At 40.0% G+C, this 26179-nt stretch carries 18 protein-coding genes and 1 riboswitch; of the genes, 6 read left to right on the top strand and 12 right to left on the bottom strand.

Annotated elements, in window-relative coordinates; all coding sequences use genetic code 11:
* Positions 1-61 precede the first annotated feature (61 nt).
* The 3 genes from BVH02_RS06720 to BVH02_RS06710 all read right to left on the bottom strand — a co-directional run bounded on the left by BVH02_RS06720 (position 62) and on the right by BVH02_RS06710 (position 4509).
* Positions 62-778, bottom strand: coding sequence for an EcsC family protein (locus BVH02_RS06720; protein WP_086500468.1), 717 nt, complete (start codon positions 776-778; stop codon positions 62-64).
* A gap of 73 nt (positions 779-851) precedes the next feature.
* Positions 852-1598, bottom strand: coding sequence for a hypothetical protein (locus BVH02_RS06715; RefSeq protein ID WP_086500466.1), 747 nt, complete (start codon positions 1596-1598; stop codon positions 852-854).
* A gap of 223 nt (positions 1599-1821) precedes the next feature.
* A complete protein-coding gene (locus BVH02_RS06710; protein WP_086500464.1) occupies positions 1822-4509 on the bottom strand; it encodes a M14 family metallopeptidase in 2688 nt (895 codons plus the stop codon).
* 485 nt (positions 4510-4994) lie between these two features.
* On the opposite strand from BVH02_RS06710, the gene BVH02_RS06705 reads away from it, so the two are divergent.
* The 4 genes from BVH02_RS06705 to BVH02_RS06690 all read left to right on the top strand — a co-directional run bounded on the left by BVH02_RS06705 (position 4995) and on the right by BVH02_RS06690 (position 8693).
* The gene (locus BVH02_RS06705) at positions 4995-5921 is read left to right on the top strand and encodes a ribose-phosphate pyrophosphokinase (protein WP_086500463.1); all 927 of its coding nucleotides are present in this window, start codon (positions 4995-4997) and stop codon (positions 5919-5921) included.
* A gap of 113 nt (positions 5922-6034) precedes the next feature.
* The gene (locus BVH02_RS06700; RefSeq protein ID WP_086500461.1) at positions 6035-6613 is read left to right on the top strand and encodes a 50S ribosomal protein L25/general stress protein Ctc; all 579 of its coding nucleotides are present in this window, start codon (positions 6035-6037) and stop codon (positions 6611-6613) included.
* Positions 6614-6694: 81 nt separating this feature from the next.
* Complete coding sequence (pth, locus tag BVH02_RS06695) at positions 6695-7255, top strand: aminoacyl-tRNA hydrolase (protein ID WP_086500459.1); 561 nt, start codon at positions 6695-6697, stop codon at positions 7253-7255.
* A 59-nt stretch (positions 7256-7314) separates the two neighbouring features.
* Positions 7315-7416: riboswitch (SAM riboswitch) on the top strand.
* Positions 7417-7520: 104 nt separating this feature from the next.
* Positions 7521-8693 carry a trans-sulfuration enzyme family protein gene (locus BVH02_RS06690; RefSeq protein ID WP_086500458.1) on the top strand — a complete coding sequence of 391 codons (1173 nt, stop codon included), beginning with the start codon at positions 7521-7523 and terminating at the stop codon, positions 8691-8693.
* 200 nt (positions 8694-8893) lie between these two features.
* Here BVH02_RS06690 and BVH02_RS06685 read toward each other — a convergent pair whose 3' ends face one another.
* The 4 genes from BVH02_RS06685 to BVH02_RS06670 all read right to left on the bottom strand — a co-directional run bounded on the left by BVH02_RS06685 (position 8894) and on the right by BVH02_RS06670 (position 12741).
* Positions 8894-9355: a CBS domain-containing protein gene (locus BVH02_RS06685; protein ID WP_086500456.1), complete on the bottom strand. Its 462-nt coding sequence runs from the start codon at positions 9353-9355 to the stop codon at positions 8894-8896.
* Between the two features lie 118 nt (positions 9356-9473).
* The gene (locus BVH02_RS06680) at positions 9474-10994 is read right to left on the bottom strand and encodes an FG-GAP repeat domain-containing protein (RefSeq protein WP_205635712.1); all 1521 of its coding nucleotides are present in this window, start codon (positions 10992-10994) and stop codon (positions 9474-9476) included.
* A 20-nt stretch (positions 10995-11014) separates the two neighbouring features.
* Positions 11015-11758, bottom strand: a complete 744-nt coding sequence (locus BVH02_RS06675) for a copper homeostasis protein CutC (protein ID WP_086500453.1) — start codon at positions 11756-11758, stop codon at positions 11015-11017.
* Positions 11755-12741 (bottom strand): isoaspartyl peptidase/L-asparaginase family protein, encoded by a 987-nt coding sequence (locus BVH02_RS06670; protein ID WP_086500451.1) that lies wholly within the window; start codon positions 12739-12741, stop codon positions 11755-11757. Before BVH02_RS06670 ends, BVH02_RS06675 begins: the two co-directional genes overlap by 4 nt.
* A gap of 172 nt (positions 12742-12913) precedes the next feature.
* On the opposite strand from BVH02_RS06670, the gene BVH02_RS06665 reads away from it, so the two are divergent.
* Positions 12914-13675, top strand: a complete 762-nt coding sequence (locus BVH02_RS06665) for a creatininase family protein (protein ID WP_086500679.1) — start codon at positions 12914-12916, stop codon at positions 13673-13675.
* Between the two features lie 144 nt (positions 13676-13819).
* On the opposite strand, the gene BVH02_RS06660 is transcribed toward BVH02_RS06665, so the two are convergent.
* The 4 genes from BVH02_RS06660 to BVH02_RS06645 form a co-directional block, all read right to left on the bottom strand.
* Positions 13820-17344 (bottom strand): VCBS repeat-containing protein, encoded by a 3525-nt coding sequence (locus BVH02_RS06660; RefSeq protein WP_086500449.1) that lies wholly within the window; start codon positions 17342-17344, stop codon positions 13820-13822.
* 138 nt (positions 17345-17482) lie between these two features.
* Positions 17483-19225, bottom strand: a complete 1743-nt coding sequence (locus BVH02_RS06655) for a RagB/SusD family nutrient uptake outer membrane protein (protein ID WP_086500447.1) — start codon at positions 19223-19225, stop codon at positions 17483-17485.
* 54 nt (positions 19226-19279) lie between these two features.
* Positions 19280-22567: a SusC/RagA family TonB-linked outer membrane protein gene (locus tag BVH02_RS06650; protein WP_086500443.1), complete on the bottom strand. Its 3288-nt coding sequence runs from the start codon at positions 22565-22567 to the stop codon at positions 19280-19282.
* Positions 22568-23019: 452 nt separating this feature from the next.
* Positions 23020-24837 (bottom strand): tetratricopeptide repeat protein, encoded by a 1818-nt coding sequence (locus BVH02_RS06645; protein WP_143244186.1) that lies wholly within the window; start codon positions 24835-24837, stop codon positions 23020-23022.
* A gap of 61 nt (positions 24838-24898) precedes the next feature.
* On the opposite strand from BVH02_RS06645, the gene BVH02_RS21740 reads away from it, so the two are divergent.
* Positions 24899-25117: a PspC domain-containing protein gene (locus BVH02_RS21740; RefSeq protein WP_086500440.1), complete on the top strand. Its 219-nt coding sequence runs from the start codon at positions 24899-24901 to the stop codon at positions 25115-25117.
* Here the strand turns inward: BVH02_RS21740 and BVH02_RS06635 are convergent.
* Positions 25114-26121, bottom strand: a complete 1008-nt coding sequence (locus BVH02_RS06635; protein ID WP_086500438.1) for a glycosyltransferase family 2 protein — start codon at positions 26119-26121, stop codon at positions 25114-25116. The two genes, BVH02_RS21740 and BVH02_RS06635, sit on opposite strands and share 4 nt — an antisense overlap.
* Between the last annotated feature and the right edge of the window lie 58 nt (positions 26122-26179).

Here is a 26179-nt window from a genome sequence, read left to right as displayed (position 1 = left end):
ACCTCCATTTCTTTGCCATAAAGGTAAATTCTATGGCCTGCCTGTCAGGATCATACCAACATCACTCTATCACACGTAATCTATACGCATTCATCGCGTATTTCCCCAAATGGGCCGTTAAGCGGTAGTTTGCAATTGCCCCTACCCCTGCCCCTATGACTGGGATCAGCTGTGCTAGTTTCGCGAGGTCTATATAGTCTCTGTAATCCAGCTGAAAAGTCTTCCAATCAAACTCGTTCAGATCTTTGGGGAGAGTCTCCTTATACTCCTCCCAGTTTTCTATTAGGCCAATCAAATCATTCCTTCTTTGCTGAGAAGAAAAACTAAGCTGGAAAACATACATTAGAAAAAGACGCTCATGGTAATCCTTTGTATCAAAACCATAAAGCGCAGCTATATCAAAAAGCATTTTCATCTTGATCGTCAGAAAAGCGGGGAAATCGGCAAAGCCTAACAAAATCCCACCAGCACCCGTGACTGCGCCTTCCGCAGAAGCCGTATTCCTATACCACTTAATCCTACTTCTTACTTTGATCTCCCGCTCCTTGAATGATAGGCTTACATCTGGCTTTGGCACTATCCAACTGGAACCCGTAATCACTGCTTTTACCATATTCTCTACGGCCATCGTGATGGCTTTGTGAACTTTATCGGGAATCCAGCTATTAATTTTACTCTGCACTCCATTCGTAATTCGTCCGCCTAAACTTGGCTTTTTCTTAAGTTGATATTGCCAAAGCGCAAGCTCTGCATGAGCATAATGTAAATAAGATTCCATCTATTAAATTTAGTTTACCATACTGTCAAACGAATTTCGGCGTAATAGTTCTTGAGCTCATCTTAACCTCTGCTTATTCATCAAAGCCAGGCCGAATGAACAAGGCATAATTAGGAACTAATGCAGCCAGCATTTTTCTAGATTTATCCAAAAGCACCAACAAATTCAAAATTGAATCCTGCTCATCTTCTAGTAAATCGAAGAGTAATTTCCACGCTTGCATACTTCGCTCCATCGAGATCATAGCGATCTTGGCTGAACCGTTATAGCTTTTCTCTTCTTCAGGAAATTCATCCCAGAAGTCACCCAAAAGATCATTTAGAACTCTTTTGGATTTCACATGAACAAAGAACAAATACCAGTGAATCACTTCAAGTGCTTCCTCAATTTTTGCTTTTTGAATCTCAACTTTAGAAACCTCCATCAAACCTAGATTTAATTGGTGAACTAATCCTTCAAAATAATTTTTGATCCTGAGGGACTCCAACCAATCCTTCCCCTCAAATAAATACTGATCAGTAATCACACTGAGTGGATGCTCATCCAGCAATTTATCCTCTTCTTCCAAAGAAGTCTCCTTCTTAGTGTCAGCTAAAATCTGATCCATATCAATCCCTTGCTCCTCAGCCATAGCATGTAGCATCTCCAACGTCTCCTTGAAGTTCTCCGACAAGGAATTCCAAAAATCATCCGGAGAATTAATATCTCTTTCCTGCTCTCGTTCAAAAACTCGACACCGCGCCGTGAAAGAACAACGCTCGCACCATCGATCACACCAATTGTGTATTCCTGAAATAAAAGTAGACTCTTCGTTATCCATGGTTCTATGAAAAAGGGTGAAAAATAGGAATAGGTTTAAGTTAAAAAAGATTTGTGAAATATGGATTGTTCGATTTGGGTAATGAGGACAAGAACCATGAAACTAAAAAGACGGACAACATAAATCCTATAGTGTCCTCTGCGAAAAATTCTCTGTCCAATTAGGTGAAAACAAAAAAACCGCCTCTCTCAAGGCGGTTTTTAATTACTCGAACACAACAAATTTATTTATACAATCCATTGAACAACATTTTAAATGTTCCATGTGATTGCCCTCTGAAAGTAATCTCTGGCCCAAAAGCATAGAATTTACCTTTCCCAATTTGAGCTTCAAAAGCAGTCACTCCATTTTTCAAATAAGACTGACCAAAAGCCCAGCCACTTTTCAAGGGCTCTTCCTCACCAAACCATGCGATTGGTTTCACTCCTTTATTCGCTGCACTTGGAGCCAGTTTAAATACTGGACTTCTATTGAACATGATGTAAGCATTGTCTCCCATACCGTAGTTAATAGGCACAGAATTGTCCACATGCATTTCTAGCACAGAGCCTGGTACATAGTATTTCTCACCACTTAGTGAAGTAGCTTTTCCATCAGCTCCTATTTCTACTAACGCATCTTCAACAGGAAGTTCAAGATGGAAGGCAAGATCTGTAGCTGATCCTACCGAAATAACTTCGCCTCCAGCTTCAATAAAGCTTCTAATCTGAGGCACAGACTCCTTTGCTGAGAAATTGCCTAACATAGCATGATACTTATCATCGATTTCTTCAGCCTTGGGCTGGGAGCGAGAAAACCCATTTGAACCAACTGATGGGATACCGGAACTGATAAACAACATTACATCATATTTATCCTTCAGATTACCTGCATCAATCTCTTCAGGGAAAATAAGTTGATACTCAAAATGGAACTGCTCCAGCATCCAGCGAACCCAACCAGAAGGCATAGATCCGCCATAGTAATCATACAAAGCAATTCGAGCTGGTTGAATCTGTGTAGCTCCTTTAGGCATGGATGCTGGCACTGCATAGACTCCATATTCATTTGCCGCAATTTCCAGTTCTTTTTTGCCCCCACTTACGTAGAATGAACCAACTGGCAGGCCATCTACAGAAGTACTCGTTCTATAAACCTTAACTTTTGCCTTGAGCAAATCATTCACAGCCATGAAGCTGTTATTATTTCTCACATCAAGCAAATAACCAGAACCGTTGGCAAGGTTTTTTGAAGGTGGAGTCTGGATCTCGCCATATGGAATCCGCTCAAAAGGACCTTCAAAGCCTTCGTACAACTTATCAACTTCTACTCCCATCTGCAATGCTAATGTCCAGCCTGCTGCATCATATGGACGAATAGGAGGTCCTCCAGGATAAAGAAAATCATTTGGATGATCTTGTGGCTCAAACATATCTATCACGTGAGGACGGAATGCCTGAGCTGTTTTCACTACAAATGAGTTAGCTGGGTACGTCTTCCCGTTCACAGTAAATTCCGCAGTAGCTTTTTCCACTAAAATTCCTGATTTGATCAAAGCATTCATGAATTTGACAGCAGAAGAGAAATCAGGCTGATCTGCAGAAAGAATATAACCACGAGGGTCTCTATTTGCAGGTGCATTATAGATAGAATCATATAACTCAGTAGGCATCCCACCTCTGGAACCTCCTCCTCCTTTGTTAGATGCTCTGAATGCATCTTCTACAGCCTGAGCATATTTTGGATACATCGTCACATTATCCTGGCTTCCTTTTTCGATGGATTTTCTACCCATCAGGTAGATGTTATATAACAATTCATCACCATGTCGGAGCGCATGGTTGAAGACTGCATAGTTGAGAGAAACAGAATAATCAATAGACCTACGGAAAGGCCAAGCTTGAGGAGTTACAGGATACGGCGTACCGTTATTTGGAATCAATCGACTCGGCACCAAAGGCACGCTGTAAGGAGTTGGATTCCCAACGATCTCTGTCAAAATCCCAATAATATTGTGGTAGTAAGGGGTGGTTCTTAAGCCACCGTTCCACCAAGTAGAGAACACAGAACCATCAAGTCTTGTATAGCCGGGCTTATCTTCCTGATTCATTCTGTTAATCATCGCAGCACCTACCGCATCAAGGCTGGTAATAATCAACGGATCAAACACGTGGTTAAAAGGGTCACGATAAGGAGGCCCAGCTACTACAGCACCCGCAGGTGCGGTCTGATGATGGTTGTAAATAACCTGAGGAATCCACTCCACGTACTGCTGAAGAGACATATTAGCCGCCTCACTCATGTTGTTCATGTAGAAATCACGGTTATTATCATGGCCTACATATTTCTGATAAAGAATCGGAATGTTTTGATTACGTTTTTTCGGATCTTCATTGCTCATGTACCAATCAGACATGATTTCCATCCCATCAGGATTGGCATGAACAAGCAAAATGATCACGTTGTCCAAGATTTTCAGTGTCTCCGCATCATCTCTGGATGCTAATTGATACAAGGTTTCGATGAGCTGATGCGGCCCTACTACTTCGTTTGCATGCAAGCCTCCATCGATCCAAATTACTGGCTTACCTTCGATTGAGAGCTTTTGAGCTTCTTCTTTGGTGATCTCAGCATGAGCCAGCTTCTGAGATATTTCTTTGTATTGTTCTAGCTTCGCAAAATTAGCAGGAGCAGTAACGATCATCATAGGCTGAGACCTACCATATTCTGTTTTACCTATTTCGACCATTTGCACACGATCACTCGCTTCAGCTACTTTCTTGAAATAAGCTTCAGTCTGTGAGAAATTGGCAAGCTGATAATCATCCCCTATATCAAAGCCAAAGTGAGCTTTTGGGGTGGGCACATTCTGGGCAAATACTCCTATGGAAAAGGATATAAGCAGAACAACTAGTGTAATTTTTAATCTCATGAGTATCCGGGTTGGTTTTTCGTGGTCTAAAATAGCACGAAATAAGAGGGTTCCTTTGATAGAAAGTTTCTTTTATTAAAATTTTACAGGACTGGGAAATTAGATAAATAAACTACCTATAACCTAGAGGGGGATTAATGTAAGGCTACAGAAATTATTGCCCGAGGCATTTAGGAAGCATGTGACAATGTGTGACATTACCCACACAAGTACCTCATATAGACATATCAAATTTGTCTTGACATTAGTCATGAATTAGGTACCGGGATCAATAATCCTTTTAGGGCTTCTCCTTCTATTCTGCCTGAAAAGATGAATTTCTACTATTTTTTTAATACCCATTACTATTTTCTGAATTGGTTAAATGCTTTTAGAAATAAATTTTATCTACTGATTCAATACAATTCACCGTAGCCATCCATTCAAAAATCATTACTTTTGGACTTAAATCCATTCCTCATCTTTCCCGAAAAAAACCACTAACCATGTCCGAGGTTAAAATATTTTCAGGCACTAATAGCCAATCACTTGCAGAGAAAGTCGCCAAAAATTATGGTAAAAAGCTAGGCGATCTTACATTATCCAAATTTAGTGACGGTGAATTATCGCCAAGTTTCGATGAATCTATCAGAGGATGTACTGTCTTTTTGGTACAGAGTACTACGCCTCCGGGTGACAATCTTCTGGAGCTTTGTCTGATGATAGATGCGGCCAAAAGAGCCAGTGCTTACAAAGTATGTGCAGTCATCCCCTATTTTGGTTATGCTCGTCAGGACAGAAAAGACAAACCAAGAGTATCAATAGCAGCCAAGGCTATTGCCAATATGATCACTTCCGCAGGAGCGGATAGAATCATGACATGCGACCTTCATGCCGGACAAATTCAAGGTTTTTTTGATATACCTTTGGATCATTTGAATGGATCAGCTATTTTTGTGCCCTATTTGAATTCGCTCAGGCTTCCAAATATGATTTTCGCAGCACCAGATGTGGGAGGAGTAGCTAGAGCCAGGTCTTATGCCAAGCATTTTGAAGTAGAAATGGTCGTCTGTGACAAGCACAGAAAAAGAGCCAACGAGATTGCTTCTATGCAAGTAATCGGGGATGTAGAGGGAAAAGACGTTATTCTTGTGGATGATTTGGTGGATACCGCTGGTACGCTTTATAAAGCTGCTCAGATCGTCATGGAAAAAGGAGCTAATTCAGTAAGAGCCATTGCAACACATGGTGTACTTTCTGGAAAAGCATACGAAAACATCGAAAACTCAGCTTTAGAAGAGTTGGTAATCACTGATACCATTACGCTAAAACAACAATCTTCAAAAATCAAAGTATTGACAGTCGCTGACCTATTTGCAAAGGCAATTCATGCCGTGACAGGAAACACTTCTATCAGTTCTTTATTTATTTAAGAATCAATTTTATAAAAATACAATATGAAATCGAGCCTGGTGAAATTATCTCATAATGGGAATACTAACCAATACGCAAGATTGCATATGACAATTCAAACACAATTAAGCATATGAAAACACTAGAGGTTATAGGGTTTAAAAGAGCAAATCTCGACAGTGCCAGTCTTTCAGAAGTGAGAGAATCAGGTAATGTTCCCTGCGTGGTTTACGGACCTGGTATCAAAGAGCAGATTCACTTCTACTCACCAATCATCCTTTTCAGAGCATTGATTTACACTCCTGAAGTTCACTTAGTAGAGTTGAACATAGAAGGAACAATCATCAAAGCAGTATTAAAAGAAGCTCAATTTCACCCAGTAAGTGAAGCAATTCTTCACGCTGACTTTGTAGCTTATTCTGAAGATAAGCCTATCAAGTTTGAAATCCCGGTGAAAATAGTAGGAAACTCTCCTGGTATCGCTGTAGGTGGTAAATTAGAAATGAAAACAAGAGTCTTGAAAGTTAAAGGTCTTGCAAATGACTTCCCTGATTTCATTACTGTTGACATCTCTAAACTTGAGCTTGGCAAATCATTCAAAGTTGAAGATCTTTCTGTTGAAGGATTTGAGATCCTTACTAGTCCAAACGTTTCTATCGTGACTGTTGGTGTACCAAGAGCACTTAGAGGCAAAAAAGGCGGAGAAGAATAAATTTACTCTTCTATTCATTCAAAATCCTGCCCTTAATCGGGCAGGATTTTTTTATTTTCAGTCTTATACCGCTACCCTAATATGAAATACTTAATCATAGGCCTCGGAAATATTGGGCCTGAGTACGAACTCACTAGACATAATATCGGGTTTTTGACCGTGGATAGACTAGCTGATGCGAATGGCTGCTCCTGGAAAAGCGATAGACTTGCCTTTAAAACAGAATTCAAACACAAAGGCAGAACCATTCATTTGATCAAACCTACCACCTACATGAATCTAAGTGGCAAGGCAATGAATTATTGGATGAAAGAGCTACAGGTAACTAAAGAAAATACCTTAGTGATTGTAGATGATGTTGCTATACCCTTCGGGAAACTACGAATGAAACCTAAAGGAAGCGCTGCTGGTCACAATGGCCTGAAAAACATAGAGGAACTCACTGGAGGTCAAAATTATGCCAGACTCAGAATGGGAATTGGAGATGATTTTCCACAGGGAAGGCTGATCGATTACGTGCTGGGCAAATTCACCCAAGATGAATTCATTGACCTGCCCACACTTATGGACAAAGCTATAGAAATGAGTCTAAGTTTTTGCTCCATAGGAATAGAACGAACCATGAATCAATACAACGATTGATCGAATAAGATTTGGAATTACACAAATCCCGTTCTTTATTTGCATCAATTCAGGCGACTGATTTATAAAGAAGAGGCGAGAGATTAGGCTCTATGAACCTCTGGCAACCATCCCGAAACGGAGAACGGTGCCAATTCCTACCCTTTGTGGAACGATAAATAGGTTTACCTCACAAATAATCCCTTTTTAGTTCATTTAACGACTTTGGGTTTGATTTTCTCAAATCTGCTTGATTAGTATTTTCTAAATCTAAACTGATCTATAAATGAACAAGCACTTCGAAACAGATTCTGTACGGATCGCCTCTTCCAAATCCAGTCAGCGTGAGCATTCCGCTGCAATCTACCTTACTTCCAGTTTTACCTTTGATTCGGCAGAAGAAGCTAGAGCTACTTTTGCAGATGAAATTCAGGGAAATATCTATTCCCGATATGCCAACCCAAATTCAAGCGACCTAATCGAAAAAGTCTGCGCTGCTGAGGGAACGGAAGATGGTTTTGCAACTGCTTCAGGAATGGCTGCCATGTTTGGAAGTATTGCCGCGCTACTTCAGCAAGGAGATCATGTGCTTGCTGCACGTGCACTTTTTGGATCTACACATCAGCTGTTGACACGAGTACTACCAAAGTGGGGCATCACTTCAACCTACGGTGATATTTCGGATTATATGAACTGGGAGAAGCTGGTAAAACCTAACACTAAAATGCTTTTCATCGAGACGCCATCCAATCCAGGGTTGGAGATCATAGATTTAGAATGGGCGGGAAAATTTGCAGCTGCACATAATTTAATCTTGGTTGTCGATAATTGCTTTGCGTCACCTTACCTTCAACAACCCGCCAAATGGGGCGCTCATATCGTGACTCATAGCGCGACCAAATACATTGACGGACAAGGAAGAGTTCTAGGTGGATTGATTTTAGGAAAAGCTGATTTGATGAAAGAAGTTCATTTTTTCGCAAGACACACAGGCCCAGCCATATCTCCCTTTAATGCTTGGATCCTAGCCAAAAGTATGGAAACGCTGGGAGTAAGAATGGATAGACACTGTAGTAATGCATTGAAAGTTGCCGAATATTTCGAAGGGAATGCAGAATTACTTGGAGTAAAATATCCTTTTCTAACATCTCATCCACAATATGAAATCGCTAAAAAGCAAATGAGTCAGGGCGGTGGGGTAATCACCCTAGATCTGAAAGGAGGAGGACAACGCGCTCAGCGTTTTATCGATCAACTTCAGATGATCTCCATCACTGCTAATCTAGGCGATAGTCGCAGTATCATTACCCACCCAGCTTCTACTACGCATAGCAAGCTCTCTGTTGATGAAAGAACCCAGGTCGGGATTACTGATGGACTAGTAAGGTTATCTGTTGGCTTAGAGCATTATGACGACATTATTCTCGATGTAGAAAGAGCGATTGAAGGGTCGAAATGAAGATGAAATAAAAAGTGGTCAGTTGATCAGCCGCATTGATCAATGACAATAGGACTTCGGTTTCCCTAAGTCATACCACTATCAAACCTCTGACAACTGCCCTCTCTGCGAAAAAAAAGTATACTCTTAAGCTAATAAACCAATAAAATGCCCCTTTAAGATTCTCATCTTCTAGGGGCATTCACACTTTTAAAGAAATATTACCAAGTGGTATGTTTCATCGTAGGAAATGCCCGAATTACATCACTCAAGCTGATTTGCCCCAGCAATTTCCCGTCTTTCATTACAGGGAATCTTCGGATTTTATGTTCTAAAAATTGAGACGCAGCATCGAATATTGATAAGTCCGGAGAAAGTGTCAGCACATCGGAAGACATGTGCTCACTCACTTTAGCAGGGAATTTCGGGGTGTTAGTATATTTCCCTTTGATAATCTCTTTGAGGCAGTCCACTTCTGAAATAATCCCAATCAAGGCACCTGAAGCATCAATCACAGGACCACCAGATATTTTTTTCTTCGTAAGCACCTCCATCACCTGATCGATAGTATCGTCAGGTTTAAAGGTGGTAAGGCTTTTACTCATGTACTCTTTGACGAGAATTTGAGGAATTGGGGCTTTTTTTGGCTCTGCCATTTTTACCCCTTGAAAACTTTTTACCATAGATTAAAAATAAAAGGTGAACGAATAATTTACTGAATTTACTTCAATATAAAAAATTATAAACTACTAAATAACCTTATAATACACTATAATTTTAATAAAACTTTGATTTCAGAATTTAATTCGTTCTGTTTTCTAAAAAAATAAATGGTTTCCAATGCTTGGTTGCCCCATTGAATAAATCTTCAAATTCAAAAGATCCTATGAACACATCCAAATCCCCATCCCCATCAATATCTCCAGAAGTTAAGGTCATCATCCCTGTGTCAAAGTTTTGGTTCAATATAAATGGATCAAATCCCCCTGTACTTTTCTGTCTGAAATAAACCAAATCCTGTGTTGACTCTTGAGAACCCTCTGGGTAAAACGCCAATACAAATAAATCTAGATCTTCATCTCCATCAAAGTCTGCAATCTCTATACTGCTAGCTCCGTGTAGAGGATAGAACCAAGATTCTTTAAATTCATTACTTCCATTGTTGAGATAAACACGTACACCATGGTAATTTTTAGGTATGATAGACAGATCAGCATTATCTCCATTTACTATTATGATATCCTTGTGTCCATCTCCATTTATGTCTTCATATTTAAAATCACTTACACCAAATACGGGACTAAAGGTTAATAAAGTCACCTTTTTAAACTGATTTTCCCCTTGATTCAACCAAACATAAACTCCTTCTCTTGCTTGAGCCATTAACCCGAGCACATCCAAATCTCCATCTCCATCGAAATCCACAGCCATAGCTCTTCTAGCTCCAGGTTCTGCGCTCAAGATCACTTCTTTAGGATCAGAAGAGCTGGTTAAAAAAACACTCATTTTCCCGACATGATCTCCAAACTGCGACACTGCTTTATCTTGCAATCCATCTCCATTCCAATCAGCAATAGCAAAGTGAACTGGCCTAATTAAGCGCGACAAAAGTTCTTCATTATGCCAAATTTGACCTTCCTTCCAAAATCTTGAAATCACACCTAAACTATCATTAGAAGGATCCATTACCCCCATCGTAAGCAAATCAAAGCTTCTGTCAGCATGCCAAAAGATATCCACTGGAGCTACGTCTGTGAGAATAGAATCTTTAATTTTGAAACCATTTTTAGAATCTAAAACATACACCCGATTCAGGCGATCCCCGATCCACAAGTTACCAGACTCTGACTCTACCCGTATCATGGTTGTCAAAGTGCTTTTAATGTTGGGGAATTCAGGTCTTGACACCACAAAGCCTGGAATTCCTATGCTAGGCAATTCTTTACTCGATTGAGGCAAGGGACTATCTGGCGAATTCACGATGTAATAGGTCAATATTTTCTCCCAATCCGCTACTTTAATCAAGGGTGTTGCCGAATAAACTCCCTTAGGAAAGCCCATATCCTCCGGAAGCGGCTGCCCAAAATCTTCTGGCAATAGAAGTCCCATCCTTTTTCTCATGTCAGGAAGCACTTTATTTTTCCAAGTCTTTTTATCCAACAGTTCAGGCTCAGGTTTCAAATGACATGAGCCACAATAAACATCAGCCAATTTTTCACCATCTAACTTTAAATTCATACTGGCCAGCCGCTCTAATGATGGAGGCGGCTGCTTTCGCTCTGAAATTGGGTTACAGGAATGCAACAGTACTACTGTCAACATAAAAATTAGGGATCTAAACTTCATTCCCCCAACGCCTCTAAAAACTGATTAACAATCTCCCGATCTATTCTAAGGTGATGCGTAAAGGATTTCGGGTCATCTGAAAATGATACATCCGGGTTGACATATTCATTACTAGTAGCTTTCCAAGTTTTGCAGGAAGCATGAATTTCTTTCAAAAATTTCGTCTTTTTCAATTCCAATATATGCTCTGGCTTAGTCCCGCCACCTGGCATTATGCTAATTCTATTTTCACCTTTCAATAATAGTTCTTTCAAAGTGTCTATTCCTTCAGTCACTGAGTTCTTGCCTCCAGAAGTCAAAACACGAGCAAAGCCACAGGAAATAATTTTCTCCAAAGAATCAAAATAATCAGCGGAGACATCAAAGGCGCGGTGAAAAGTACAGGGCTTTCCAGAGGCTGTTCGCACTAGAGATTTACAAGAATCTATATCCACAAATCCTTGACGGTCCAATGCCCCAAACACAAACCCATCTGCACCCTGCTCTCCCAGCAATTCTATATCTCGCTTCATCACCATCAATTCCTTCTGAGAATAAAAGAAGTCACCGCCTCTTGGCCGAATCATTACGAATATTGGAATATCAATTTCAGCTTTCAAAAATTTAAGCATCCCAGCACTTGGTGTCTCTCCGCCCTCTGGAAAATTGGCACATAGTTCCAATCGATGAACTCCATACTCAGCCGCATCAATCGCTGCTGCCACATTGAATACAGGAGATTCTAAGGTTATTTTGCTCATTTTTTGAAATGTGAACCAGAATCAATCATCTGATTATTTTGTGACGTCGCCTGCGCGAAGTTAAAGCCTGGATGAACCGCAAAAGCCCCAACTTCTCCATCTTTATTCATGGCAAGAAATCCCGCCTGGATATCCTTTATATTAGTATTGTTTTTTGCTATCAAACGCTTCACTGCTTCTTCACACGCTTCTTGCGGTGTGCGTCCCTGACGCATCAATTCGACTATCAAAAAGCTTCCACAGATACGAATGATAGACTCTCCCAAACCAGTTGCCGTAGCGGCTCCAACTTCATTATCTACAAATAAGCCAGCTCCGATAATTGGGCTATCTCCCACTCTACCGTGCATTTTATAAGAAAGGCCACTTGTAGTGCAGCTTCCTGCCATATTCCCTTTCGCATCCATCCCGATCATTCCGATGGTGTCGTGATTCTCGATGTTGATGATAGGTTTATACTGACTGGTTTCTTTCCATTTTAAATAGGCCTTTTTGGCTTCGGGACTGAGCTCTTCTTTTTCTATAGGAAAACCTTCGGCGATTGCCAATTGCTTGGCACCTTCCCCCACGATCAGTACGTGTGGTGTTTTTTCCATAACTACGCGTGCCAAAGAAATCGGATGCTTCACCTGTCTTACGAAAGCTACAGCTCCACAGGAACCATCACCTGACATAATAGATGCATCAAGCGTGGTAATCCCTTCTCGGTCTGGTAAGCCTTGCAAGCCTACAGATAAATTACTCAAATCCAGCTCTGTGTCTTTCACACCAGCTTCTACCGCATCAATAATGCTTCCTCCTGATTTTAGTTTCTCCACAGCAGCAGTATTTGCTGGCAAGCCGTGATTCCAAGTGGAAAGAAATAGAGGTTTCTCTCCTTTGTACAATAACTCTGCTTTTGGTGAAGCAATGCTAGAAACTCCTGGAATAAATAAGGCAGAGCCCATAAGGGATTGCTTAATAAATTTTCTTCTTTGTGACATTCGAGCTAATTTAGAATCAAGTCTCAAATTATTAAAAACGGGGCTATTTTGACCTATTTTCCTTCGTTTCCTTCAAAATCTATTATTTAAATGCGAATGAATGACGGCCTAATTGAGATTTAAAGCCATGTATCGTAATATCATTAAAGCGCAAACAAAATCATCTAACAAAATGAAACCCTACCTATTAGCAGAATCCAACTGGAAAAAACTCGAAAATCACCGCTTTGAGCTTGCCGTATTGCCTTGGGGCGCCACAGAAGCTCATAATTATCATATGCCATACGGCACTGATGTGTATGAAGCTGATGCAGCAGCTAGCGAATCAGGAAGGAAAGCATGGGGAAAAGGTGCTAATATCACCATCATGCCTACTATACCTTTTGGAGTGAATACTGGGCAATCAGATATTTACTTGGACATCAATTTAAATCCAAGCACCCAGATGCTTATCCTTCAGGACATCATCACAGTACTTGATCGACAAGGAACTAAAAAGCTTTTGATCGTAAACAGTCATGGAGGAAATGACTTCAAAACTATGCTGAGAGAGCTAGGCTTGAAGTTTCCAGAGATGATGCTGTTCACATGTAACTGGTTTCAAGCCTTGGACAAAACGAAATACTTTGAAGAAGCGGGCGATCATGCTGACGAAATGGAAACATCGATCATGATGTACCTGCATCCCGAATTAATTTTGCCACTGGATCAGGCTGGAGATGGTGCTGAGAAAAAATCCGTGATAAAAGGTGTGCAAGAAAAATGGGCTTGGGCTGAGCGCAAATGGTCGGAAGTATCCGAAGACACAGGAATAGGCAATCCAAAAAAATCCTCTGCTGAAAAAGGAAAGAGGTTTTTTGAAGATGTTACAGATAAACTTGCTGATCTAATGGTGGACATTTGTAATGCAAAGCCAAGGGAAATGTATAAGTAAGTTAAAAACATTTCAATTTCCCGCAGATTTTCGGAGATCAAAGGCACCGATTCACACAGTTTCCAACGGATATAGTTGGACTCACGCAGCTAGCATCTCAAACTTTCTTCATCGTAAATCTGCGGGACTAATTTTCAAAATATATCAATCCAGCGTATTCATATCCACAGCCTTCACATTCCCTTTGTAATCTTGCAATTGAATCCCTTTAACTCCTTTTGGAAGTACGATTTGTCTTCCAGATTGAGATAAGAACCCTGAACCAAGGCTGGCTTCAATTCGCTGTTTCTTGCCATTTTCAAGCTCTAAGATCACAGCCATCACTTCCTGACCCGGAGTAATTGTTTTGCTTCCTTGGCTAGTTTGAAGCTGAAACATCAGAAGTTTTCCACGGTTTTGGGAGGCAATGATTAAAGGCTCTCCTTGAGCAGAAGCTATTTTCACCAAAGCTTTTCCGTCTCCAGGAACCATAAATCCGCTCTCTTGAGGACTCATTGGCGCAAACCCTCCCTTTCCATCTCCCAATAAGACTAAACCAACATGAGCATCAAGGCGACCGATGAAAATCTCATTTCCGTAGTCATTCCCTACCATCACGACATCAAGATTACCATCGCCATTTACATCTTCTGCTACGAGACCATTCACTGGCGCAACCTGAGCTAATGTTGGCAATCTTTTAACCTTGAATTTCCCGCCTCCGAGATTTTCTATGTAAGCTGTCTTATCATAATTGCCAGTTAGAATCAGCGCATCTTTTTTCTCTTCGTCTGAAAAAATACTCGTTTCGGTACTTAATGCATAAAGCTTATACCGTTCAAATTTCCTCCTGAACATCGTGCTCTGTCCATAGAGGTCTCCCCAAAAATGACTTGGAAAAGAGTTGTAATTACCTTCACTATCCTTATAGTAAGCAAAAGTGATCGGATCAATGCTCCCATTAGAATCAAAATCCTTTGCATAAACCTTCACAGGTCTTTCAGCAGTCGGATGATGTGAGTTATTCTCACCAAGATTCCCCACAATAAAATCAGTATCTCCATCTTGATCATAGTCGCCAGCAGTGATGGAGTTCCACCAACCAAAATGATTTTCAAGACCTGTATTTTCTAGCTTGGTCAGTTTAGCACCCATGTTTTTGAAAATTGAGATCTCCATCATCTCCCCGACTATAACCAGGTCAACCAAACCATCTGTGTCAATATCAGACCAGATAGCATCCGTCACCATTCCTACATTGCGAAGACCAGGAGCAATTTCATCCGTCACATCCTGAAGTTGACCATCGACGTTTTTCAAAAGAAAGCTATTTTCAGGAAGTGGGTATTGTGCTACTGGCGTCCTACCTCCCACGAACAAATCGACAAATCCATCTCCATCGAAATCTGCCCCACGTACAGTTGATCCACTTGCTTTTACGGCTGAAAAATTCTTGTCCAAGGTGAAATTCCCTTGCCCATCATTTAAATACAACCGATCTGAATATTCTTTAGCATTCGCTAGAAATTCGTTACTCCCTCCGACCAGATACATATCTAGATCTTTATCATTGTCAACATCAAAAAGGAGAATCCCCATTTCCTCAAAGGAGTTATATTCTTCATCAATAAATCTCCGAGAAGTAAACATTCCATCCCCATCCTGAATAAACAGTTGAGGTGCAAAGCCAGCGGCAGATCCTACCACCAAATCTTCCAGCCCATCTTTATTCACATCACCAACCGCTAGACTTGGTCCATACTGGCTCAGCTTGTGTGGAATTGTACGCTGAATATTGAAATCAACTTTATCATTTTCTTCATGAAAGTAATCCAAACCTTTGGCAGTGGAAACTTCTGCGAACATAGAGTTGATCGATTCTTTGTTAAGTATAGCTCGGCTGTTCTTTCCTTGCTTAGCCTCCATATAAGCAAATTCCAATAGCTGATTTGGCTTCACATTAGACAGTATGCTTTCTTTACCATCTGGCCAAATCACCTGGATAGAAGTGATTTCAGAAATGTCACCTATACCGAAATGCATCACTTCATCGATTGAGGACATATAGCCCCTTACTACCTGCTGCTCCTGATATAATTGGCTACCATCTGGAAGTGTTAGCAACACTTTTGTACCTAAGCCCTGAGAATTTAGCTGGCTTCCTATCAGTTTAAGTCGGATGAAATTATTCTTAGCTTCTAAATCTGTAAGGGTATTTTCAAAGACGAATGCTGGATCATTTATATTGTTTACTACGTAATCTAGATCCCCATCCCCATCCAAATCCACGAATGCAGCGCCATTTGAAAACGATGGTTTATCTAACCCCCAAGATTTTCCCTGATCAGAAAAAGTCAGATCACCCTTATTCTTGAATGCATAATTTGGAATTTTGACAATTGGGATAGAATCTAAGAGCTGTCTAATAGATGCTAAGCTTCCAACATCTGCTCTATAGTTAGCAAAATCCTTATCAGTAATGTCTCGAGGAAATCCGTTGGTTATCAGTAAATCCCGGTACCCATCATTATCCACATCACCAAATAACGGCGCCCAGCTCCAGTCTGTTTGGTAAATCCCAGCCATCATCCCTATTTCACTAAAGGGGATACCGGATCCATTATTCATGTGAAGCATATTTCGCACATACTGATACTCATATCCCCACTGCTCGTTGCTGATATAGGTTTGGTATGAATTATTTCCTATCGTTGTTTTCTTACGGTAATTAGCCTCCCCTAGCATATCCAAGGTGATGATATCCGGTTTTGCGTCATTATTGAAATCAGAAATATCCGCTCCCATTGAGAACTGACTTTGGTGTCGCAAGATTACTTTGGATTGGTTGGAATATGTACCATCCTGATTATTGATGTATAGTATATCATTAGTCACATAGTCATTACTGATATGGATATCTGGCCAGCCGTCATTATTCAAATCAGCAACCAGCACTCCTAATCCGTAGCCTTCTGTGGTAATACCTGCTTCAATTGTCACATCTGTAAATGTTCCATCGCCATTATTCCGATAGAATCTATCGTTATTGATCGCAGATCCATCAGTGATTTTCTCCCGATAATTACTTGGAACACTTGCTTTTTGTTCATTATTAAGTACATACAAATCCAAATCTCCATCTAGGTCATAATCCACAAAAGCTGCCCACATAGAGTTTCCAGAATCTGCAATTCCATATTCTGAAGCCATTTCTTTGAATGAGATATTTCCTGAAGCATCCTTCCCTTGATTGACAAAAAGCAGATTATTCCGTTCTCCCTCCCCTAGCTTCATCGCTGAAGCAACATATAAGTCCATCCAACCATCACCATTGATATCCACTACTACTGCTCCTGTGCACCATTGATTTGCAGCAGATACACCAGCAGATTCAGTCACATCTGTAAAATTGAATCCTCCAGAATTTAGATACAGTTTATTAGACACTTGGTTTCCTGTAAAATACAGATCAGGAAATCCGTTATTATCGAAATCAGCTACTGCCAATCCAGCACCATTGAAGATATATTCATCGGTAAGAATATTGAATGAGTCAGATTCAACAATTGTATTGTTAAAATCTATCCCTGTCTCACTGGCAGGTAATAATTCAAATAAAGTAGTCTCTTTGTGGCAAGCGGAAAAAATAAAAAGTAAAATAAGTAAAAGGCCAAAATAGGAGAATTTCATAATGTATTGTTTGGGTGCTTGAATTGGTTTGAAATTACCACATTTAGGTCATATGGGAAAAAATAAGGCGCTGTAATAAATTTTTTCAAAAAAAAAGGGAGGCAAAAGCCTCCCTTTTAAATTAAATAACTCAAGAAATTAAAATCCAGGATTCTGGATTAGAATTTCAGGGCCAACTAGATCTATTTGATCTTGTGGGATTGGAACGAATTTATACTTGTCAGTATATTTAGCTCCACCAAGTGCTGCGGTAAGAATAGATCCATCCAAAGCAAAATATGCATCCATTTCTGACTGAATAATATCCCATCTAACCAAGTCATAAAATCTATGACCTTCCATTCCAAGTTCTAATTTTCTTTCGAAACGCACTGCACTTCTAGCTGCCGCAGCACTAGCAAAAGGTGTTGTGTAAAGACCGATTTTATAGTTTGCCGCATCAACACCACCTGTTTTCAGGTTAGAATTCATAGCACGTGTTCTGATCATATTGACATAATCACGCGCTTTTTCTAAGCTTCCAACTTCTACTTCTACCTCAGCAGCCATCAAAAGAACATCCGCAAAACGTATCATCATGAAGTTCATTCCAGTGTAACCAGCAGTCCAGCTAGATCCATCTTGAAACTTACCGATTTCTGCTCTTTGATAGATATACTTTTTAGGAGTATATGGTCCACCGTTCGGCTGATTTCTGATCCATGCAGCTCCTGGATGATTACCCCAATCTAGGTAAGGAAGGTCTCTTCTACCTATAGTATGATCTATACGTGGATCAAGTGGACCTGCGTCAGGAGTAAATACATTCTCTGATGGCTTTAATGGATCAAATGATAGGATACCCATATCATTCTTCACTCGATTAGCCGGAGCATTGTAAGATCCATCAAGTAATGGAAGACCATTCGCATCAGTTCTGAACGAATTTGCAAACGTAAAGCTTGGCTGGAAGAATCCGCAGCATCCTGCAGGACCACCATTGTATGGATAGTTCAAATCAAACTCAGGATTTGCATTCGCTGTTGAACCTGTATTTGCAGCTGCCTGGTAGACCCACACTGACTCCTTGTGGTTATCATTGGCACCTCTATACATATCACCATAATTAGCTACTAAGCCGTATTTATCACCTTTACTTGTCACACCATTTGCGATTACATCATCAAATAATGTTTTAGCCTCAGCATACTTCTTTTGGTATAGATAAACTTTGGCCAATAATGCTTTGGCACCCCATGAATTAATTCTACCTACCTGAGAAGGAACAGCTGGAAGATTAGCTATAGCGAACTTCAGATCAGCTTCAATGAAAGGATATAAATCCTGTGTATTACTGACCTCTTCTAAACCGGAGCCATAATCTACCGTCTCATCTACATAAGGAGTATTTCCATAGTCTCTTTTCAATTCAAAGTAATAATGAGCTCTTAGGAATTTAGCCTGTGCGGAGATTCTTGCCTCGTCGGCAACCGTCACATCAGCAGCTTTATTAGCCATCAATCTAAGGACGTTATTTGCTCTTGCTATACCCTCATAGTCGGCATTCCATTTCGAGCCAACTTCACCTGATGCAGCATTAATTTCAAAGCGCTGAATAGGGTTAATTGTGCTGAAATCTCCTGGATCTGTCCCTTTATTGGCATCACCACCTCTGATACTTCCCCATACCCAATTGGATGGAGAGGCTAATCTATTACCTCTACCGTTCACTTGAGAGTAAGCAGCTATCAAAGATGCCTCAAGTCCCGCTAGGGTTGTTAACTGAGCTTCCGCAAGAGCACCAGTGGCTGGCACATCTAGAAACTCATCGCTACAGCTCACTGCCACCATCATTAAGGCTGATGACAAAAGAACTCCGACTTTTAATTTATAATTCTTCATATTTTTTATAATCAATTATAGTTTCTATAACTCGATTTATCTATTTATCAATACTTAGAAGCTAAGATTAACTCCAAAAGTATAACCCTGAGTAACTGGGTAGTTACCTACATCAATACCGAAAGTTGTATCAGCATTTCCACCTACTGCTGGATCTAGTCCGCTATAGCCTGTGATAGTGAACAAGTTGTTTGCAGAAGCAAATACTCTAAGTCTTTCTAATCTCCACTTCTCTAGCAAGCTAGCAGGAAGAGTGTAACCTAGTGTAACGTTCTGTAACCTCAAGTAAGAACCATTTTCTACATAGAATGAATTCGCCACATCAGAAGTTGAGAAGTTAGCTGTCTTTTCTACAATTGGAATCTCAGCTCCAAGATTCTGTGGAGTCCACGCATCTTTCAAACGCTCAGAGATTGCAGCACCTTCAAATGTCTGATAGAAATCAGTAAACCATCTTGACTGGTTGAAAATCTCATTACCAAGAGAAGTATATAGATAAACAGATAAGTCTAATCCTTTATAACCTACTGTAAAGTTTACACCACCTGTGAAATCAGGTACTGGGCTACCTATGAAAGTTCTGTCATCTGGAGTTATTTGTCCATCTGGCATACCAGTTAGCTCACCATCTGCATCCCTACCTTGAATATCAGCATACTTGAATCGACCTGGAGCTGCTCCTGATTGAGTTGCATGATTGTCTACATCTTGAGCAGAACTAAATAAACCTTCGACCTGGTATCCATAAAAAGAAGAAAGTGACTGACCTACTTGATTTCTGATTGGCTGAATACCTCTATAACTTGGATTAATATCAGTGATGATATCCAAACCTGGAGCTAAAGCTACTATCTCATTATGCAAAGTAGAAGCAGTAACCGTCAAATCGTAAGTAAAGTCACTAGAAAGATTACCTTTTACAGCTACCAAAAGATCCAAACCTGCGTTTTTCATTTGACCAATATTTACGAATGGAGGAGTAGCATTGCTACCAGCCGTCTGTGGGATTGGAAGTCGGAACAACAAATCCTTAGTATCTTTCTGCCAAACATCAAAAATAACGTCTAACCTACCGTTAAAGAAAGTACCATCAAAACCAATGTTTTTGGTTTCAGCAGTTTCCCACTGTGTATTTGGGTTACCAATACTAGTTCTTCTAAATCCTATTAATGCGGAAGAGTTAGATCCGGTTACATCATAAGATGATGCACCAACATTTCCTGCAAAAAGAGAGTATTGATTGGTAGGAGGTACTGGGTTAGAGTTACCCATTTGTCCCCATCCACCACGAATTTTCAATTCATCTATCCACGTAGCTCCTGCAAGGAAGCTCTCAGATGAAACTCTCCATGCTGCAGAGAAAGCTGGGAACGTACCAAACCTAGAGTTTGTACCAAATACAGATGCTCCATCACGTCTAACTACAGCACTAAACAGATATTTGTCATTGTACGTATAGTTCAATCTACCAAAGTAAGAAGAGAAATTTACTCCTTTATATTGAGAAGAATTCACTTGTCTAGTGGACACTGGTAAGTTAGTGATCGTCACGTAGTTTGGATCCGTAGAAAACGGATTTTGACCACCCGCACTAATATTTCTACCTGATCCATTATTCAATGCTTCCTGACCTACGAGCACATCAAACGCATGTTTTTCGAATTGCTTCTTCCAGCTAAGCGTATTTGTAAACGTCCAACCGAAATTAAATCCTGATCCTTCACCATATCCAAATGACGAGTTGTTTTCAGAGTTCTCATACTGCAATCTGCTGTAGTCCCAATAGTAATAGTTATTGTACTGACCACCAATAGAAGTTCTGAATTTTAGGTTGTCAATAATGTCATATTCCGCATACACATTCCCGAAAATATTGGCATTAAAGTTTCTATTGTTAACTAATCCATCTCTGTTTGCAACAGGATTTCTAGGGTTGTTAAACCCTTTTGCAGCAGTACCAGCATAACCACCGAATTCATCATAAACAGGAATTATAGATGGCATACGGAAAGCTTGCAAGATATCATTTTCATCCTGAGCTACACCTTGTCCGCCAGTACCACCTGTTTGACCTAATACCTGACGGTAAGTCGCTTGGAAGTTTTCACCAATTCTGAATTTCTTTGCAACATCAAACTCAGAGTTTGCACGGAAGGTCATCCTTTTGAAACTGTTATTCAACATAATACCCGCCTGATCCTGATAGCCTAATCCTATGAAAAATCTGCTAGTTTCAGATCCACCATTTAAACCGAGTGAATGTCTATTCAATGGGGCATTTCTGGTGAGTGCTTTATACCAGTCAGTTCCTTCGCCAGTTGCAGCTCTTACTACCTGATATACACCACCTTTGGTTCTATCTACGTTGTATTTCTCTCTCTCGGCAGCCAATTGGGCCTCCGTAAATGGCCCAGAAACACCGGATGCACCACCTACATTTATATAGTACGGTAAAACAGGAGAAGTTCCCTTGCCAAATTGTGCATGCTCATACTTAGGCGCTCTGCCGTCCTGCATAGCTTGATTAGTCTCTGCAAGCCAAGTGTATTCAGCAAAATCCTGAGGATTCATCATATCAAGACCATCACCGGGAGTAGTTACACCGAACATACCACTGTAATCGACTCTTAATTTCTGATCTCCTTTACGGCCTCTCTTTGTGGTGTAAATAATTACACCATTTGATGCTCTAGCACCATAGATAGAAGCAGCTGCAGCATCTTTCAATACTGTAGTTGATTCGATATCATCTGGATTCAAGAAATCTGTAGATCCTACAGGAAGTCCATCAACAATATACAATGGCTGATTTCCTCCAAAGGAACCAAAACCACGCACACGAATAATCGATGTTGTACCTGGCTGTCCGTTTGTGATTACCGTAACACCAGAAACACGACCTTGAAGAGCCTGCTCTACGTTACCAGTAGGGATCACTGTCAAATCTTTAGGATCAACAGTTGCAATAGCTCCAGTTGTTTCTCTTCTGCTATCAATGGTATAACCAGTGACAATCATTTCAGTAAGAGATGTCTCATCTGGAGAAAGTTTCACATTAATGATGCTTCTGTTTCCTACAGCCTGCTCATTTTTGGTGTAACCAATAAAAGAGAAAACTAGGACAGCTTGATCATTGGGAACATTTAAAGAATAATTCCCATCAATATCGGTAGCTACTCCTGTAGTAGTACCTTTCACTAGGATTGATACACCCGGAAGACCGGTATCAAATTCATCTAGTACTTTACCAGTGACTGTTCGTTGCGCAAAGGCAGCAGCACTGGTTAGGACTAAGAGCAGTAAAATTGCGCTTAGATTTTTGTAAATATTTTTCATAAACATAGATAGATTGGGTAACAAGATTAATTTCAAAGCTTGTCTTTTATTATGTCATCGCAATCGTTTGCGACATTACTCAAAATAATAGCAAAAGCATATTCCCTGAATTACAGGATACTTTTGCGACTATACCGCGGTTCTGTATAAACCAACTAATTAAAAACCTTTAGGTTTGAGAGCATCTGTAAGTGACGCTGTGAGAGGTAGGCACACTTCTTCTAAAAGGAGTAGGTCATAGGCGTGTATTTTGGGTTACAATAATTGTATTTAAGCTTCAATGTTAAAGATTCTAAAACAGAATTCAAATTTAAATACTAAAATTTTATTTGGAATATTTTAGGCTATACGCACTAATATTGATCTTTTTCGAATAATTCCTCCTAATAATATAATGTCTATAACTTAACCCAAATCTTGCTAAAGTCCAATTAAGTGATTTTACTATCGGTAATTGACTACTTATTAAGAGATTGCTTCTCTTCTATGGTTACAGAAGTTCTGAAAATCTGAAAGAATTCTTCAGAGTCTCTGATTTCTTCAAAAATAGGATCTACTAAGGCCTTCTGATAAATTAATTCACTAGCATGTATTGCTTTGTCTAACTGTAATAATGCAACCTCAATTTGAGCACTTTCTGCAGCGACCATTGCCAGTCCATAAAATCCATATCCATAATTTCTACCTGCCATCACCGACTCCTCAAAAGACAAGCTTGCATTGGCATAATCTCCTGATAGAAAATACGCCAAACCCTTGTTGAAAAAGTCTTTAGGTTCGGTATAAGGATAATCAAATCGTAAAGTTGCAAGCTTGTAATCTCCTCTCATGATATCCAACGCACCACGCAAACTTTCGTTGTATTTCAGGAAATCCTGATTCCGAGTGAGCACTGATGCGTCTGAGAGTTTCTTATACGCTCCCCAAGTATCCCCTTGCAAAACCAAAATCTGTCCTTGATTGTGTAACACGTAGGAATCTGAATCAATTTTGGCTGCCTGTAAAAGTAAAGCATTGGCTTCCTCCCATAGAGCCTCCTTTGACGCTTGATCAAGCGTTCGCTGGGCAAGCCGCATTTTTACTACAGCCAAATTATTATAAGGAATGACAGATCTGAAAAACTCCGTCATTTTACTGTAGATTTTAGCTTTGTCTTCTAGTCTAGGAGTGACTTCCCCTGCAATGGCCCAATCTGCCAAATCCAGACCAGAATTTGAGGTGCTTTCCTGCAATGCCTTTTGAAGTAAGGCAGACTGCGACTGGTTAAGCCCTGGAAGTGGCTTTGCTACTACTTCAATTTTGGCAGCTCTCAGACTTGAAAACAAATCAACAGCTACTTGGTTGAAACCCGGTATCTTTTTTAAGGCTTGCGTTTGGCTTTGGTAGTCTGATCCATCAAGCAGAACTGCATAGTATTGATCCTTTCGCTGAGTGGAGATTTTTTCATAGCCTCGAAGTTGCAATCGAAAATCAAACCAATCGTTCCACCTTGACTTTACTTCCACCAAGTCATCTCTAAGTGAAATATTGGATTGGTGCAAAAGCTGCATAACTGCCTCTGATCTGTCCATTCCCAGTTTACTGCTTTTCCCTTCTGCAGTTTCTGGAGATTGTGTCCCTATGATTTTAAATGATATCAATGAGGAGTTCTCGGTCAAAAATGTTTTTAAATCAGCTATGGTTTGCTTATTTGAAGTGTTCATTTTGACCGAGGACGATCCTGCATCAAATCTGATCAGAAACTCTTTTGACCTTGAAAGATCTGCGTCTATCACTCCTGTAGAAATAAAAAGTCCAATTTGAGGAATTGGCTCATCAGGATTTACATTTCCTATTTTGGCCAATAAGGGGGTAGTGATAACTCCTCTAGCTAAAACTTTCTTCTGAGTCGGTTGTACAAGCTCTTTTTTCCCCTGAAAGAACTGAACTTCTAAATACGAGCCTTCCATCCATGGCTCATAGGCTACTACAAAAGATTTTTTATAAGAATATTCAGCAACACTCTTGATCAGTTCAAAATCATCAAATAGAATTGAATTCTCTGAAGACTTCAAAAGCAATTTGATCGTAGGATTTCTTGGGCTTAGGGCCGATTCAATAGGAATTGTCCCTTTTACCTCAAAGCGAACCGAATCTCTAAAGAATACTAGTTTGCCTGGGTCAACTTTGGAATCGTGCAAAAAATCTGTTTCGGGCACCATTATTGAACTCCCAAAAAGAGGCAATAATAGGAATAGAAATAAAACTGGTATATTCTTAAACAATTGGTCTATCATTCTTATTTGTTAATTCACGAGACTTTTACCTAAATTTACCGCAACGTACTCATCTACTATTATGGAAAAGCTGAAAATATTTTTTGAAGAAAGGGCTTTTGGAGTATGCTCAAAATTGGGAGAAAGGCTCAATTTCCCTATCGACAGCATTCGCTTATTCTTTATATATGCTTCATTCGTCACAATGGGTTCTCCAGTCATTTTGTATGTAAGTATGGCAATGACCATGAAGATTAGAAAGTTTTTTAGGAAAAAGAATAATCCAGTTCTTTTTGATTAAAGCTGATTGAAGCTTTTTTTACCTAAAATCTTCCAATTCCAAAACACAAGATCCACTTTACCCTTCCTACTCACTTCTTCTCGGCCTTCTAATGACGGTTCGAATTTTTCAATTGAATTCTTTTTCATTCTAAAGTCTCGATAGGCATCTAAAACTGCCTTCGAAAACTCCTTCTCTCCTTTACTTGCAAAGCTCAATGCCGCCAAATGCTCTAATAAATATTTGACCGCATAAATCCTGTAGAATCTGTGCCTAGTCTCATTCTTGAAAATCATGCTGAGACTATTCCGGATATTAAGATACATTTTCTTAGAACTTGCTCTATCCAGCGTAGCTCCTCCTAGATGATAAACGACGGAGCTACCATTGTAGCCTATTTTCCAACCAGACTTTCTCATCCGCCAACAGAGATCTATCTCCTCCATGTGTGCGAAAAAATCTGAATCAAAGCCCTGTAATTGATGGAAAACTGATGACTTCACCACCATACAGGCTCCAGAGGCCCAATCCACATCAATAATATCGTTATAGCTACCTATATCCTTTTCAATGCTATCCCAAATCCTCCCCCGACAATAGGGATACCCATAGCCATCTAAAAACCCACCACCTGCTCCTGCATAGTCAAAGCTGTCTTTCTCCTTCCATGAGAGAATCTTAGGTTGGAGAGCAACATAAGCTGGATGAGCTTGCATCCAATTGATCAGAACCGAGTCCCATCTTGCAGTCACCTCCACGTCAGAATTCAAAAGGATATAATAGTCATATTGACCCCTGAGCTTAGCTAGCCCTTCATTATATCCACCAGCATAACCAAAATTCTCATTGAGTTTGATTTGTTGAATCTGAGGATAATTACCCTTTAAAAAATTTAGAGAATTGTCTGTGCTCAAGTTGTCCACCACCCATATATCATGGATGCTATGCATACAAACAGAAGGAAGAAATGTCTTTAACATTTCTTCCCCATTGTAATTCAATATGACGATGGCGCAGGATTTCATTTGATTATAATCGTATTTCAGCGGTTATTTAAAATATCGCATGAATTATTGTCACCTA

Origin of the sequence: Algoriphagus ratkowskyi (genome assembly GCF_002150505.1) — a bacterium.
GTDB classification, from domain to species: domain Bacteria; phylum Bacteroidota; class Bacteroidia; order Cytophagales; family Cyclobacteriaceae; genus Algoriphagus; species Algoriphagus ratkowskyi.
The sequence above is the reverse complement of the archived record's forward strand: the minus strand, read 5'-3'. Positions and strand labels throughout refer to the sequence as shown.